Origin of the sequence: Caballeronia choica, assembly GCF_001544535.1 — a bacterium.
GTDB classification, from domain to species: Bacteria; Pseudomonadota; Gammaproteobacteria; order Burkholderiales; family Burkholderiaceae; genus Caballeronia; species Caballeronia choica.
Genome location: NZ_FCON02000171.1, coordinates 1 through 15,143, shown reverse-complemented (window position 1 = coordinate 15,143; position 15,143 = coordinate 1). Strand labels below are relative to the sequence as shown.

Here is a 15,143-nt window from a genome sequence, read left to right as displayed (position 1 = left end):
TTTCTTTGCTTACTTTCTTTGCAGCAGCAAAGAAAGTGAGTCCCGCCCCGGACAGGGGCAGAGCTAATAAACCAAAACCAATACAAGTTCCATAGAAGCCCAAGCGCATCAAACGGTGTAACCCAACCCCAACCCCAACCCCAAACCCAAGCGCCAGCGACCCAATCCCTCTATCCCTTCCACATCACACCCGCAAGCACGCACATCGAAAACACAAACCCCGGCCAGGCACTCGCGCCCTCGGCACTCACTCCGATCCACGCAAGATTGATATAAGCGGCCGTCAGCAAACCGATAAACAGCCGGTCACCCCGCGTGGTCGCAATCGGCAGGAACCCCTTCCTCTCAACGGTCGGCGACCGTATCTCCCACACCGTCATGCCGGCCAGCATCACCGCGATGCAAGCAAAGAAAATCGCGACCTCGGGCGTCCAGTACATCCACGTGATCATCAGACTCTCCCCATGGCAAAGCCCTTCGCGATGTAATTGCGCACGAAGTAAATAACGAGCGCCCCCGGGATGATGGTGAGCACGCCCGCCGCCGACAGCACGCCCCAGTCCATCCCCGCCGCCGAGATCGTGCGCGTCATCACGGCCGCGATCGGCTTCGCATTGACGGTGGTCAGCGTGCGCGCGAGCAACAATTCAACCCAACTGAACATGAAGCAAAAGAACGCCGTCACGCCGACGCCCGACTTGATCAGCGGCAGGAAGATCCTGATGAAGAAGGTGGGGAACGAATAGCCGTCGATATACGCGGTCTCGTCGATCTCACGCGATACGCCCGACATGAACCCTTCGAGAATCCACACGGCGAGCGGCACGTTGAAGAGCATGTGCGCAAGCGCGACGGCAATATACGTATCCATCAGGCCGACGCTCGAATACCACTGGAAGAACGGCAGCAGGAACACGGCCGGCGGCGTCATGCGGTTCGTAAGCAGCCAGAAGAACATGTGCTTGTCGCCGAGAAAGCGGTAGCGCGAGAACGCGTAAGCCGCCGGCAGCGCGACCAGCACCGACATCACCGTGTTCATCAGCACGTAGATGATCGAGTTGATGTAGCCCCAGTACCACGAAGGATCGGTGAAGATGACCTTGTAGTTCTCGAACGTGATCTGGCGCGGGAACGTCGAGAACGCGGACAGCGTCTCCTCGTTCGTGCGCAGCGAGATCGACAGCATCCAGTAGAGCGGGATCAGCGCGAACAGGATATAGACGACGATCACGAGCGTGCGCATCCAGCGGCGGTCGTCACGCATGGTCGTCTCCCGTCGTGGCCGGGCCGCCCTTGCCCACGCGCTCCATCCAGTTGTAGAGAATGAAGCAGAGCAGGAGAATGATCAGGAAGTAGATCAGCGAAAACGCCGCCGCCGGCCCGAGATCGAACTGGCCGACCGCCTTTTGTGTGAGGTATTGCGAAAGGAACGTGGTCGAGTCGCCAGGGCCGCCGCCCGTCAGCACGAACGGCTCCGTGTAGATCATGAAGCTGTCCATGAAGCGCAGGAGCACGGCGATCATCAGCACGCCGCGCATCTTCGGCAACTCGATATAGCGGAACACGGCGAAGCGGCTCGCGCCGTCGATCTGGGCGGCCTGGTAGAAGGCGTCGGGAATCGCACGCAGGCCGGCATAGCACAGCAGCGCGACGAGCGGCGTCCAGTGCCAGATGTCCATCACGAGCACCGTCACCCACGCATCCGACGGGCTCGCGGTGTAGTTGTAGTCGACCCCCGCATGATTCAGCCAGTAGCCGAGCAGGCCGATGTCGGGCCGCGCGAAAATCTGCCAGATCGTGCCGACGACATTCCACGGAATCAGCAGCGGCATCGCGAGAATCACGAGCGCCGCCGACGCGCGCCAGCCCGAGGCGGGCATCGCGAGCGCAAGGCCGACGCCAAGCGGTATCTCCAGCAGCAACACGCAGAGCGAAAAAATCACCTGACGTCCGAGCGCGCCGCGCAGGTCGGAGTCGTTGATGATGTTCCGAAACCATTCCGTGCCGACGAACACATGCTGCGTCGGGCTGATGATGTCCTGCACCGAATAGTTCACCACCGTCATCAGCGGCAGGATCGCGGAGAACGCGACGCAGATGAACACGGGCACGACCAGCAGCCACGCCTTCTGGTTGATGGGCTTCATCGTCCGATCCTTTCGTCGTTGCTGAAGAACACGGTTTCGGGCGCGGCGAGATGCAGCCACACCGGGCCTTCGGCAAGCGTCACGTGCGGCTCGACCTTGGCCTTGAACACGTGGCCGTCGCAATCCGCGGTGACGAGTTGGTAGTTGCCGAGGCTCTGCGCGCGCAACAACTTCGCCCTGACCGCGCCCGGCGCTTCGCCAGGCGAGAGGCGCGTGAACTCGGGCCGGATGCCGAGCTTCAGGTCGCCGCTCGCACCCTTGAGCGCGGCGAGCGTGGTTCCGTCGACCTGCAGACGCTGCGCGCCGATCGTCACGCCATCGGCATCGAGCGCGATCGGACAAAGGTTCATCCCCGGGCTGCCGATGAAATACCCGACGAACGCGTGATCCGGGCTCAGGAAGAGCGCCTCCGGTCCGCCCTTCTGCACGACGCGCCCGTTCGTCATCACGACGACTTCATCCGCGAACGTCAGCGCTTCGACCTGGTCGTGCGTCACGTAGATCAGCGTGAGCTTCAGTTGCTGGTGGATCTTCTTCAACTGGCGCCTGAGGATCCACTTCATGTGCGGATCGATCACGGTGAGCGGTTCATCGAAGAGAATCGCGGCGACGTCCTTGCGCACGAGGCCGCGCCCGAGCGAGATCTTTTGTTTCGCGTCGGCCGACAGGTTGCTCGCCTTGCGACCGAGTTCGCGCGTCATGTCAAGGATTTCCGCGACTTCATGCACGCGCGCCTTCACCTCGGCGGGCGGTAGCTTGCGGTTGCGCAGCGGGAACGCGAGATTGTCGAAGACGCTCATCGTGTCGTAGATCACCGGGAACTGGAACACCTGCGCGATGTTGCGCTCGCGTGCGCCGAGGTTCGTCACGTCGCGGCCGTCGAACAGCACCCGGCCTTCGGACGGCGTGACAAGTCCCGAGACGATGTTGAGCAAGGTCGACTTCCCGCAGCCCGATGGACCCAGCAACGCATATGCGCCGCCGTCGTCCCAGACCATGCTCATCGGCTGGAGCGCGTAGTCGTCGAGCGTCGCGGGCTTGCGGTCCTGCCTGGTCCGGTACGCATGCGCCAGGTTCTGGAACTCAATGCGCGCCATGGCTCGCCTCCGGGCCGGACACGAGCTTCGCGCGCTCGTCGAATACGAAGAGCTCAGCGGGATCGATGAAGACATCGAGTTCCGTGCCGAGCGCGATCTGGTGCACGCCCTGCAATTGCGCGACGAGGTCGATGCCGCCGTGCCGCGTGTGGACGTGCAGGTAGGTTTCCGAGCCGCTCAGCTCGGCGAGTTCGAGCCTGCACGGCACGGCGAATGCCTGCTGCGTGCGGGGCTTGAGCCGCAAGTGCCCCGGCCGGATGCCGATGCGGCAGGTGCCGCCGCTTGCCGCCGCACCGTCGAGGACAGTCCCGACCGGCACGTCGATCCCGATCGGCAAGTGCGCGATGCCGTCGGCGGTGACCTCGCTCGTCAGCATGTTCATCGGCGGATCGTTGAAGACGGCGGCGACATCGACCGTCGCCGGCGCGTTGTAGACATCGAGCGTGCGGCCGACCTGCAGCACGCGGCCTTTGTCGACGATCGCGGTATAGCCGCCGAGCAGCAGCGCTTCGAGCGGGTCGGTGGTCGCGTAGACGACGGTCGTCCTGCCATCGGCGAACAGCGTGGCGAGTTCGGCGCGCAACTCCTCGCGCAGCTTGTAGTCGAGATTGACGAGCGGCTCGTCGAGCAGCACGAGCGACGAACGCTTCACCAGCGCCCGCGCAAGCGCGCAGCGCTGCTGCTGCCCGCCCGACAGCTCGCCCGGGCGCCGTTGCAGCAGATGCTCGATATGAAGTTTCGCGGCGACTTCGTTCACCCGTTCGGCCACCTGCTTCGCGTCGGTCTTCTGCAGTTTCAGCGGCGAAGCGATGTTGTCGAACACGGTCATCGCCGGATAGTTGATGAACTGCTGGTAGACCATCGCGAGATTGCGCTGGCGCACGCCGACGCCCGTCACATCGCGACCGTCGACGAGTACGCGGCCGGCGTTCGGCTTGTCGAGGCCGGCCATCACGCGCATCAGCGTGGTCTTGCCCGCCTGCGTGGGCCCGAGCAAGACGTTGATGGCGCCCGGTGTCAGGCGCAGATCGACGCCATACAGATGCGTCTGCCCGCCCGAAACGACGGTGATCCGCTCCAGTTCCAAGACCAAGTTGCGCTCCTTGTCGATGCCTGCTGTGCTTTTCCCGATAGCCGTGCGCGCGTCGCCGTGGACGGCCTGACGCCAGGCGGCGCTCATCGGAACGGCGCGCAGGAGCCGTCGCGGGCGCTCACGTGTCGCGCGCTGGGGAGGGCAACGAGCCGCGTCGGAAAAGGGAAAGGCCCGTGCATCCGCAGGGCGGAATGCGGCCGGAGGCGCTGCTGGGCGGTTGGTTCATCCATGTCTCGTTCATTTTTTATTTGGACACCGATGCTGCATTCGTGGCCCTGATTTTCAAAAAGGAACCTAAAACAACAAGGAGCATGTTCCTTTTTGTTCGTTTACGTTGAAATCGGGGTTAACCATACGGATACATGCCAGCGCGCCGACTAACGCCTGACAACGTCGAATGCAAGTGTAATCGCGCGCTCGCCCGATTGCGTCGACGTCAACACGCGTTCGCGCGTCATAAAACGAACGCGGCGGACGCCTTGCGCGTCCGCCGCTCGTGACACGATCACGAAAAGCGAAAAACGTCAGTCCTTGACGACCGGCCCATACGGCATGTCGACCGGCGCGCGCGCGTGCTTCTGCACATGCGCGTTGCGCATCGGCTTGAGCACGAATAGCGCGAGCAACGCCGAGAGCGCCGCCATCCCCGACGCCAGCGTGAATACCGCGTGCCAGCTTCCGGTCATCGTCGTGATGACGCTGCTGAACGGCACGAGCAGCGCCGCCGTCCCCTTCGCGGTGTAGAGCAAGCCCGCGTTGGTCGCGGCGAATTTCGGCCCGAACGTGTCGCCGCAAGTCGCCGGGAACAGGCTGTAGATTTCGCCCCACGCGAAGAACACGATGCCGGTCAACACGACGAACGCCACCGGACTGTGCCCGTACTTCGACAGCATCATGATGCCGACCGCCTCGACCGCGAACGCCACGAACATCGTGTTCTCACGGCCGATCCGGTCCGACACCCAGCCGAAGAACGGCCGCGTCAGCCCGTTGAGCACGCGATCGATGGTGAGCGCGAACGTCAGCGCGGGCAGCGTCAGGCCGAGGATCGAGACCGGCGAGTCGTGCAGGCCGAAGTCCTTCGCGATCGGCCCGAGTTGCGCGGTCGCCATCAGGCCGCCGGCCGCCATCATCACGAACATCAGGTACATGACCCAGAAGATCGGCGAGGTCAGCACCTGCTTCGGACTCGCGTTGTAGACGGCGCGCTTGAGCGCATTCTTCGCGGGAGCGAGCATGCTGGCGGGCGGCGCGAACAACGCCATGCCGAGCAGGAACACGATGATCCCTTGCCCCAGCCCGAACCAGAGGAAGGTCTGCTCGTAGCCGCTGCTCTTGATCATGTGCGCGATCGGTACGACCGTCGCGGCCGATCCCGCGCCGAAGCCCGCCGCCGTGATGCCGGCGGCAAGCCCGCGACGCGTCGGGAACCACTTGAGCGCGTTGCCGACGCAAGTGCCGTACACCGCGCCCGCGCCGACACCGCCGACCGCCGCCGCGAAATACAGCATCGGCAGCGACGACGCCATCGAATTGATCACCCACGCCACCGCACATAGCAAGCCGCCGACGACGACCACCGGCCGCGGCCCGTACTTGTCGACGAGATAGCCTTCGATCGGCACGAGCCAGGTCTCCGTGACGACGAAGATCGTGAACGCGACCTGAATGGCCGCGCGTCCCCAGTGGTACTTCTCGTCGATCGGGTTCACGAACAGGGTCCAGCCGTACTGCATGTTCGCGATCATCGCCATGCAGATCACACCGAACACGAGTTGCACCCACGGCGACGCGAGCCGCGACGCTCCAGCCTGACGATCCGATTCCATTGCCTGTCTCCTTGGCGCCATTGCCTTTCGTTCGGGATGCCGAGCGGCATCTCCGGTCGCGCCCACATTTCATGAGCGATCAGATATACACAATATTTGATATATCACGTAAGTCAAGCGAAAGAATCGATGGGGTTTTCACTAGGAATCGGCTGGCCGTAAGCGTTTGAAAGAAACGTCCGTCGGTTGGCGCGAGGCATAAAAAAAGGCCCGCCGGAAAGCCTGGCGGGCCTGAGGCATGACGCGAGACATGGCGATCCGCGACACACATTCACGTTATAGACGAAAGCTTAATGTAATGCGAGCGTTGGTTATCGTAGGTTTCCCTAGGGTGATCGGCACCGACGTTTCGGGCATGCTTCCAAGCCCCTCGACGCTCAGAAAACGTTCACCGGCACGTTGACCATCAGACGGTACACGTCGCTCGAACTGTCCGAGTAATACTTGCTGCCGTGGTGGTGCATGTAATAGAACTTGACGGACGTATCCTTGAGCTTGCCGCTCGCGACCGTATAGCTCGGAATCACGCCGATTTCCCAATGCGTGCCATGCACCGGCTGGCCGTCTTTCCAGTAGAGCCCGTGAAGCGCGCTGTCCGGATCGGCATAGCGATTCGCGGAAGTGGTTGCGTCGGCGCCCCAGCCGTAGGCGGTCCACGTCGTCATTTTCAGGCCGGGCACCCCGTAATCCTTGAAATTGAGCGAATAGGACAGGCTCAGCGATTTTTCATGCGGCGCGTTGTAGTCGACGTCGAGCGAGTTCGCGAGATAATCACCCGCCGACTGGCCGACATAATCGAAGAACTGGTTGCTCGCGATTTGCTGGAAACCCACCTGCACGGTATGCGCGCCGTGCTGGCCGGATAATGCCAGGCTGTATGCGTGATTATTGATCGGGCCTTCGCGGCTCTGCCCGACATCGTGCGTGTAGTAATAAGTCAGCGCGCCGGTCCAGCGAATCGCCGACGGGCTGCCAATGCTGTGCGACGCGGTGAAGTAATACTGGTCCCATACGTTTTCCGCGCGGCTGCCGTAAAGCGTGATCGCCGTATCGTCGCCGATCGTATAATCGCCGCCCGCGTAGGTGAAGCGGCTGAATCTGATGCCGCCGTATTCCGTATAAAGCGACGATGTGCTCGTCATGCCGCGCGCCAGCACGGCGTCGACGGTACCGGCTTTCATCGTCAGGTTCTTGATTTCGTCGCTGGCGAGCGAGAATCCGCGAAAAGTCGGCGGCAATGCGCGATTGTCGTGCGGCACGAGGAAAGGATTATCGAACAGTTGCTGGCCGTATTTCAGCACGGTATTCGATACACGCGCCTTCACGTCCCAGACACCCGGATAAGTCCACGCGAGCTGATTTTGCCCGGTGCCGTCCGCATTCAGATGCACGCGATTACCCGCGCCATTGCCGCCATTCAGTTTCAACGCGCTGAACAGCGACGCATCGAGACCGACGCCGAATAGGCCGCGCGTATAACCCGATTCATAAACCGCCTGGTTGCCGATGACCCACGCATCCTTTTTCTTGATCCCTTCCGCTTCGAAGTGTTCCGAATACGAACGGAACAGCAGCTTGAAATGCGAATCCTCGATAAAGCCCTGCGATTTAGCCTGGCTGCTGATCGGCGCATCGGCTCCCGTATCCGGCGGCGAACTCGGCGGCGCTTCCGTGTGGCGCGACGGCGGCTCGCTGTCGGTTTCATCGGCATGGGCCGCGACGTTGCCGGCCATCAGGCCGGAGAACAGCAAAATCGATAAGGCGAGTGAACGCTTTTGTTTTTTCACGGACAGATCTCCACTTTCTTGTTTCTACTATTGCTAACGGCCGCTTCGAATCGATGGGATGCACAAAGCCGCGCCCGGCGACCGGAAAGGTCGGAGCATCGAATGCGACGGCGGGGAATGGGGGCTGGACTTGAGCTTCTTGTTCTTTAGTTCATGGTTCTCACGCTTCGACGGATTTCAGATGGCGGGCGCGCTCAGGCGAGCAGGCACGCGGCGGCGGCGCTGTCGGAAAGCGGGCGCAACGCGGGCGCTTCGATCGCGCAGCGCTCCTCCGCAATCGGACAGCGCGTATGGAATACGCAGCCGGAAGGCGGATCGATCGGGCTCGGAATGTCGCCGGAGAGAATCTGCACGACCTTGCGGCGCTCGATCGCTGGGTCGGGCACCGGCACCGCCGACAGCAGCGCGCGCGTATAAGGATGGCGCGGCGCGGCGTAGAGCGATTGCTTGTCGGCGAGCTCCATCACGCGGCCAAGGTACATGACCATCACGCGATCCGAGATGTGCTTGACCACCGCGAGATCGTGCGCGATGAAGATCAGCGCGAGCCCCATCTCCGCCTGCAGCGACTTGAGCAGATTGACGATCTGCGCCTGGATCGACACATCGAGCGCCGACACCGGCTCGTCGCACACGACGAGTTTCGGCTCGACGATGAGCGCCCGCGCGATGCCGATGCGCTGGCACTGTCCGCCCGAAAACTCGTGCGCATAGCGGTTGATCATCTGCTCGCGCAGGCCGACCTTCGCCATCATCGCGCGCACGCGCTGCATGGTTTCGTCCTTCGACAGGTCCGGCCGGTGCTCGCGCAGCGGCTCCGCGATGATCTGCCCGACCGTCATGCGCGGATCGAGCGAGGCGAGCGGGTCCTGAAAGATAATCTGGATGTCGCGGCGCACGCCGTGCCATTCGCGCGGCGATGCGCCGCTGAGCGAGCTGCCCATCCAGACGATCTCGCCCTGTGTCGCCGGGATCAGGTTCAGGATCGCGCGCGACAGCGTGGACTTGCCGCAGCCCGACTCGCCGACCACGCCGAGCGTCTCGCCCGCCTTCAGGTCGAAGCTGACGCCATCGACGGCCTTGAGCGTGCGCGAGGGCGCCCACGGCAGGCGGCTCCTGCCCTTCACCTTGAAGTGCACCCGGACGTCGCGCACCGAGAGAATGGTGGGTTCAGCCATGGATCAACTCCTCGTGCAGCGACTTCATCCGCTCGACCGGGCGATGGCAGGCGCGCAGCCATGTCGTATCGCCGTGCCGTGCTTCGAGCGCGGGCGCGCGTTCGCCGCACTGCGCGTTCGCGTCGATGCAGCGCTCCTGAAACGGACACCCCGCCGGCGGATGCGCCATGTTCGGCGGATTGCCGGGAATGCCCTGCAACGCCGCGCCGTTCTGATCAAGGCGCGGCAACGCGCGCAGCAAGCCGATCGTGTACGGATGCGACGGCCGCGCGAACAGGTTGTCGGCGCTGCAATGCTCCATCACGCGGCCGCCGTACATCACCATCACCTTCTCGCACAGCCCCGCGACCACGCCCAGGTCGTGCGTGATCAGCACGATCGCCGTGCCGAAGTCGTGCTGCAGGTTGCGCAAGAGTTGCAGTATCTGCGCCTGCACGGTGACGTCGAGCGCGGTGGTGGGTTCGTCGGCGAACAACACTTGCGGCTCGCAAAGCAACGCCATCGCGATCATCACGCGCTGGCGCATGCCGCCCGACAGTTCATGCGGATACTGCCCGATGCGATGCGCGGCCTCGGGAATCCGCACCGCTTCGAGCATGCCGATCGCGCGCGCTTTCGCCGCGCGCCGCGTCATGTTCTTGTGCAGTTCGAGCACTTCGGTCATCTGCCGCTCGATCGTCAGGTACGGATTGAGCGAGGTCATCGGGTCCTGGAAGATCATCGACAGGCGATTGCCGCGGATGCGGTTGAGCGCCTTCGCGGGCATCGTCAGCAGGTTCTCGCCCTGGTACATCGCGGTGCCGCTCGCGCGGCCGTTGCGTGCCAGCAGGCCGAGCATCGCGAGCACGCTCTGGCTCTTGCCCGAACCCGATTCGCCGACGATGCCGAGCGTGCTGCCCTCGTCCAGCTCGAAGCTGACGCCGTTGACGGCGCGCACGGTGGCGTCGGGCGTCTGGAACGCGACTTCGAGATCGTTCACCTTGAGTAGCGACATGGCGCGTCACCGGTCCTTCGGGTCGAGCGCATCGCGCAGCCCGTCCCCGACAAAGTTGATGCAATAGAGCGTCACCGAAAGCAGCGCCGCCGGGAACAGCAGGATCCACGGCGAGCTTTCCATCACGCCGACGCCGTCCTGGATCAGCACGCCCCAGCTCGTCATCGGTTCCTGCACGCCGAGACCCAGGAACGACAGCACCGATTCGGTCAGGATCACGCCTGGCACGGTCACGGTCGTGTAGATCGCGACGATGCCGAGCAGGTTCGGCACCACATGCCGGACGATGATGCCGCCCGTCGACACGCCGATCGCGCGCGCCGCCTCCACGTATTCCTTCGAGCGGATCGCGAGCGTCTGGCCGCGCACGACGCGCGCCATGTCCATCCACGAGAACACGGTGATGGTCAGCACGACGAGGTAGAACTCGCGGCCGAGCAGCGTCACCATCAGGATCGCGATCAGCAGGTATGGAATCGCGTACATCATGTCGACGATGCGCATCATCGCGTTGTCCACGCGCCCGCCGACGAAGCCCGCGATCGCGCCCCACACGATGCCGAGCGTGACCGACGTCAACGTGGCGAGCGCGCCGATCAAAAGCGACACGCGTCCGCCGATCAGGCAGCGCACGAGCAGGTCGCGGCCGGTTTCATCGGTGCCGAACAGATGCCAGTTCGCGAACGTCGGCGTGGCGCTCATCGCGTTCCAGTCGGCGGAATCGAACGGGTTCGGCAGCAGCCACGGACCGACGACGCACGCCAGCGTGATCAGCGCGAGCAGCACGAGACTCGCGACAGCGGCCTTGTTGCGCATGAAGCGCAGGCGCGCGTCCTGCCAGGGACTGCGGCCTTCGACGGGCGCGGCGGCGGCTTGTTCGAGCAGCGGCGCAAGAGAACCTTGTTTCATCGCTGGCCTCATGTTCAGTAGCGGATCTTGGGATCGAGCCACGCGTACGCGAGATCGACCAGCAGGTTGAGGAACACGGCCACGACCGTCACGAGCACGACGAGGCCGAGCACGAGCGTGTAGTCGCGGTTGGCCGCGCCGTTGACGATCAGCTTGCCGATGCCGGGCAGCGAGAACACCGACTCCGTGACGACCGCCGCCGTGATCGACGCAATCGCGAGCGGACCGATCACCGAGACGACCGGGATCAGCGTCGGCCGCAGCGCGTGGCGAAACACGATGGTCCAGCGCGACAGCCCCTTCGCATACGCGGTGCGGATGTAGTTCGTGTTCATCACTTCGATCAGGCTAGCCCGCGTCACGCGGCCGACCGTCGCGACGCTGATCATCGTGAGCAGCGTGACGGGCAGGACCATGTAGCGAATCTCGAAGCCGTTCCAGCCGCCGGCCGGCAGCCACTTCAGCAGGATCGCGAACACGAGGATCAGCACCGGCCCGATCACGAACGACGGGAACGCGCTGCCCGCGTTGCCCACCAGCATCAGCAGGTAATCGGCGGGACTATTGCGATAGAGCGCAGCGAGAATGCCGAGCGAGACGCCGATCAGAAACGCGAGCAGCATCGACACGCCGCCGATCGTCAGCGACACCGGCAGCGCACGCAGCACGAGTTCGTTCACGCTCCAGTCGGCATAGCGGAACGATGCGCCGAGGTCGCCATGCAGCAGGCCGTCGAGATACAGCAGGTATTGCTTCCAGAGCGGCTCGCCGAGATGGTATTTCGCCTGCAGGTTGGCGAGCACTTCGGGCGAGACCTTGCGCTCGGCGTCGAACGGACCGCCGGGCGTCGCGTGAAGCAGCAGGTAACACACCGTGATGACGAGCAAAAGCGTGGGCAGCGTCAGCAGCACGCGCCTCAATGTATAAGACCACATGTGAATATCTCCTCGCTTGACGGCGCCCTTACTGCGTCAGTGCTTGACGATGTAGAGGTCCTTGCTGCGATAGCGGTCCATCGGATTCTTCAGCGAGTATCCGCCGACGTAGCTCTTCACGAGCCGCACCAGCGTGTATTGCAGGAGCGGCAGCATCGGATAGTCGTCCATCGCGAGCTTCGCCGCCTGCGTCTGCAACTGCGTACGCTTCGCCTGGTCGGTGGTCGCGTTGGCTTCCTTGATCAACGCATCGGCCTTCGGATTGCAGCTGAAGTTGTCGTTCTGTTCCGAATCGCACTGGACGAGCGTCAGGAACGTCGTGGCGTCGTTGTAATCGGCGACCCAGCCGTTGCGCGCGATCTGGTAGTCGCCGGCGTGGCGCTTCTTCAGCAGCACCTTGAATTCCATCGATTCGATTTCGGTGTCGAGGCCGAGCTTCGTCTTCCACTCCGATGCCGCGAAAATCGCCATCTTCTTGTGATATTCGCTCGTGTTCATCGCGAAGCGGATCTTCGTGCCGGGCTTGACGCCCGCTTCGGCCAGCAGCTTCTTCGCCTCTTCCACACGCTTGCCCATCGGCCACGCGGCCCACTCGTAGCTCGTGACGTCGGCGCCCTTGACGCCCTTCGGAATCACGCCATAGGCGGCGAGCTGGCCGTCGGCGGTCACGCGCTGCGCGAGGATGTCGCGGTCGATCACCATCGAAAGCGCATGGCGCACGCGCACGTCCTTGAGCAGCGGGTCGCGGTTGTTGAACGAGTAGTAGCGCAGGCCGAGCATCGGCGCGTTCCTGATGTCGGCCGGGAACTGCGCCTTGTACTTCGCATACGTGCCCGACGGCAACTGATAGACCCAGTCGTTCTCCCCCGACTGGAACAGCTTGACGTCGCTGTTTTCATCCTCGATGGGCAGGTACGTGACCTGGCTGATCTGCACGCGCGATGCGTCCCAGTAATTCGGGTTCTTCGTCAGCACGAGCTTGCTGTTCACCTGCCATTCCTTCAACTGGTACGCCCCGTTGCTCACGAGCTTGCCGGGCTTGGTCCAGTCCTTGCCGTATTTTTCGACCGCGGCCTTGTTGACGGGTCCAAGCGTCGTGTTCGACATCAGTTCCGGCAGGAACGGCACCGGATACGGCGTCTTCACCTCGAGCGTGTTCGCGTCGATGGCGCGCACGCCGAGTTCCGTCACCGGCTTCTTGCCCGCGATGATGTCCGTGCCGTTCAGCAGGAACTTGCCGAAGGTGGTCGCCGAAGCCGACGCCAGTTTCGGATCGACGAGGCGCTGGGCGCCGTAGACGAAATCGTTTGCGGTGAGGGCCTCGCCATTGGACCATTTGGCGTTCTTGCGCAGATGAAAGATCCAGGTGGTCGGGTCCTTCTGTTCCCACTTCTCGGCGACGCCCGGCTGGACGTTGCCGTCCGCATCGGTCGTGGTGGCGCCTTCGAACAGATCCTCCGACACGTTGTTCGCCGGCACCGTTTCCACGAGGTTCGGGTCGAGCGTCTCGACTTCCGCCGCGTTGTTGCGCACGAGCTCCTGCCTGGCCGCCAGTTGCACGCCCGACGGGACATTGGCCGCATGGGCGCAGACGGCGAACGCGCTGAACGCGGCGGCGAGCGTCGCCGAGAGGGCGCGGCGGCGCGCAGTCAGCCCGTGTGAAAGAGGAACTGCGAAGGACGTCATGGGAAATCTCCTGCTATGTCTTATGTTATTGCGCGCGGCCCGCGATATTCGCAGCCGGCTCTTATCCAACGATGCGTTTAGCCCATACTGGCTAAACCGAATCTGACGAAGCTTAGTGACCCTAACGTTAGCGTTTCAGGCAGGAGCTTCTGTTCAGGTATCCGTTTCATTTGCAGCAGGCATTGGAAAGCACGCGTCGCGTGCTTCGCTTACAGCAACGATTCAGGCTGGCGGCGAGTATTTAACAACAATAAGGCGGAATCCACTCACATGTGCTTATAGGTCATACGTTTTAGGCATACACTGCGATCGAACCGGCGAAACCCTCGCCCAAGCGACGGTTCCCGGCCGGTCATTACGGCAGTAAGCCTTTGTTTCCTATAACATCCGTGTCCTTGTTGTCATGCACGAGTAACCCAGTACGATGATCCGTTTTCGCCAGATCGAAGCTTTCCGAAGCCTGATAATGACCGGCACGAGCGTCGGCGCCGCGCGCAAGATGCATGTCACGCAGCCCGCGATCAGCCGCCTGATCGCCGATTTAGAGTCCGATCTCGGCTTTAGCCTGTTCAGTAGAATCGGCGGCCGTCTGAATCCCACCACAGCGGGATTGCGCTTTTACAAATCGGTGGAAGAGAACTTTCTTGGGCTCGAGCGGCTCAAGCAGGTCGCCGACATGATCCGCGACGAAGCCTCCGAAGGCCTGACCGTCGCGTGCATGCCCGTGCTCGCGACCACGCTGTTGCCGCCGATCCTCGCCGATTTCGTCGAGCGCCATCCGGGCGTGCCGATTCGCGTCGATTCGGTGAAGGTGCCCGAAGTGCTCGTGAGCTTGCAGAACCACACGGCCGATGTCGCGATCAGCCAGGCGTTTCCGACCGTCGCGGGCATCGAGGTGCAAACGCTCTTGAAGACCCGCGCGCTCTGCGCGATGCCGGTCGGACATCGGCTTGCAAAGAAGAAGGTGGTGCGCGCGCAGGATTTGCGCGGCGAGCGGATCATCGGCTGGCTGCCGAATTCGCGGCAGGCGTATGAAGCGGAGCAGTCGACGATCTCGGCCACCGAGGAGCGCCCGAATTACACCGTGCTCACCGACACCGCGCACACGCGTTACGCGATGGTCGCGGGCGGGCTGGGCGTGTCGATCGTCGAGCCGTTCGCCGCGAAGGTCTGGCGCGCGCATGGCGTCGTCGTGCGGCCGTTCGAGACGGCGATCGAGTATGAGTATGCGCTGTCGTATCCGAGCAGCGGGATTCGCTCGGACCTCGTGGCGTCGTTCAGGGAGTCGGTGCTGCGCGTGGTCGAGGGTTATTCGTTCGAGGATTAGGGAGAGGGGGGCGCTTGGGGTGGGGTGGGGTGGGGTTTGTTTACACCGTTTGATGCACTCAGGCTTCTATGGAACTTGCTTTGTTTTTGGTTTATTTGCTCTGCCCCTGTCCGGGGCGGGACTCACTTTCTTTGCTGCTGCAAAGAAAGTAAGCAAAGAAA

14 protein-coding genes are annotated in these 15,143 nt (G+C 62.9%); 2 read left to right on the top strand and 12 right to left on the bottom strand.

Going from position 1 to position 15,143, the window contains the following annotated elements:
* Positions 1–170 precede the first annotated feature (170 nt).
* Genes AWB68_RS37625 through AWB68_RS37605 form a run of 5 tightly spaced genes read right to left on the bottom strand, consistent with a single transcriptional unit; the run spans position 171 to position 4,337 of the window.
* Complete coding sequence (locus AWB68_RS37625; protein ID WP_087649299.1) at positions 171–452, bottom strand: DUF2160 domain-containing protein; 282 nt, start codon at positions 450–452, stop codon at positions 171–173.
* Positions 452–1,264 carry a carbohydrate ABC transporter permease gene (locus tag AWB68_RS37620; protein ID WP_087649298.1) on the bottom strand — a complete coding sequence of 271 codons (813 nt, stop codon included), beginning with the start codon at positions 1,262–1,264 and terminating at the stop codon, positions 452–454. Before AWB68_RS37620 ends, AWB68_RS37625 begins: the two co-directional genes overlap by 1 nt.
* Positions 1,257–2,147 (bottom strand): carbohydrate ABC transporter permease, encoded by an 891-nt coding sequence (locus tag AWB68_RS37615; RefSeq protein WP_087649297.1) that lies wholly within the window; start codon positions 2,145–2,147, stop codon positions 1,257–1,259. The genes AWB68_RS37620 and AWB68_RS37615 overlap by 8 nt, the downstream gene beginning before the upstream one ends.
* On the bottom strand, positions 2,144–3,244 hold the full coding sequence (locus AWB68_RS37610; RefSeq protein WP_087649296.1) for an ABC transporter ATP-binding protein: 1,101 nt from the start codon (positions 3,242–3,244) through the stop codon (positions 2,144–2,146). Before AWB68_RS37610 ends, AWB68_RS37615 begins: the two co-directional genes overlap by 4 nt.
* Positions 3,231–4,337 (bottom strand): ABC transporter ATP-binding protein, encoded by a 1,107-nt coding sequence (locus AWB68_RS37605; protein WP_087649300.1) that lies wholly within the window; start codon positions 4,335–4,337, stop codon positions 3,231–3,233. The genes AWB68_RS37610 and AWB68_RS37605 overlap by 14 nt, the downstream gene beginning before the upstream one ends.
* 173 nt (positions 4,338–4,510) lie before the next feature.
* Here AWB68_RS37605 and AWB68_RS48510 point away from each other — a divergent pair, with 173 nt between their 5' ends.
* Positions 4,511–4,675, top strand: a complete 165-nt coding sequence (locus tag AWB68_RS48510) for a hypothetical protein (protein WP_160110138.1) — start codon at positions 4,511–4,513, stop codon at positions 4,673–4,675.
* A 186-nt stretch (positions 4,676–4,861) separates the two neighbouring features.
* On the opposite strand, the gene oxlT is transcribed toward AWB68_RS48510, so the two are convergent.
* From oxlT to AWB68_RS37570, 7 genes are all read right to left on the bottom strand, one after another.
* Positions 4,862–6,166 (bottom strand): oxalate/formate MFS antiporter, encoded by a 1,305-nt coding sequence (gene oxlT, locus AWB68_RS37600; RefSeq protein WP_087649295.1) that lies wholly within the window; start codon positions 6,164–6,166, stop codon positions 4,862–4,864.
* Between the two features lie 377 nt (positions 6,167–6,543).
* A complete protein-coding gene (locus AWB68_RS37595; RefSeq protein WP_374729644.1) occupies positions 6,544–7,959 on the bottom strand; it encodes an OprD family outer membrane porin in 1,416 nt (471 codons plus the stop codon).
* Positions 7,960–8,147: 188 nt separating this feature from the next.
* Positions 8,148–9,131: a murein tripeptide/oligopeptide ABC transporter ATP binding protein OppF gene (gene oppF / locus AWB68_RS37590; protein WP_087649293.1), complete on the bottom strand. Its 984-nt coding sequence runs from the start codon at positions 9,129–9,131 to the stop codon at positions 8,148–8,150.
* The gene (locus AWB68_RS37585) at positions 9,124–10,125 is read right to left on the bottom strand and encodes an ABC transporter ATP-binding protein (protein ID WP_087649292.1); all 1,002 of its coding nucleotides are present in this window, start codon (positions 10,123–10,125) and stop codon (positions 9,124–9,126) included. Before AWB68_RS37585 ends, oppF begins: the two co-directional genes overlap by 8 nt.
* A gap of 6 nt (positions 10,126–10,131) precedes the next feature.
* Positions 10,132–11,034, bottom strand: a complete 903-nt coding sequence (locus AWB68_RS37580) for an ABC transporter permease subunit (RefSeq protein WP_268810967.1) — start codon at positions 11,032–11,034, stop codon at positions 10,132–10,134.
* A gap of 14 nt (positions 11,035–11,048) precedes the next feature.
* The gene (locus AWB68_RS37575; RefSeq protein ID WP_087649290.1) at positions 11,049–11,969 is read right to left on the bottom strand and encodes an ABC transporter permease subunit; all 921 of its coding nucleotides are present in this window, start codon (positions 11,967–11,969) and stop codon (positions 11,049–11,051) included.
* Between the two features lie 36 nt (positions 11,970–12,005).
* Entirely contained in the window at positions 12,006–13,655 is a 1,650-nt protein-coding gene (locus AWB68_RS37570) for a peptide ABC transporter substrate-binding protein (protein ID WP_087649289.1), read from the bottom strand.
* Positions 13,656–14,079: 424 nt separating this feature from the next.
* Between AWB68_RS37570 and AWB68_RS37565 the strand changes: the two genes are divergently transcribed.
* Positions 14,080–14,982 carry a LysR substrate-binding domain-containing protein gene (locus tag AWB68_RS37565; protein ID WP_087649288.1) on the top strand — a complete coding sequence of 301 codons (903 nt, stop codon included), beginning with the start codon at positions 14,080–14,082 and terminating at the stop codon, positions 14,980–14,982.
* Positions 14,983–15,143: the final 161 nt, after the last annotated feature.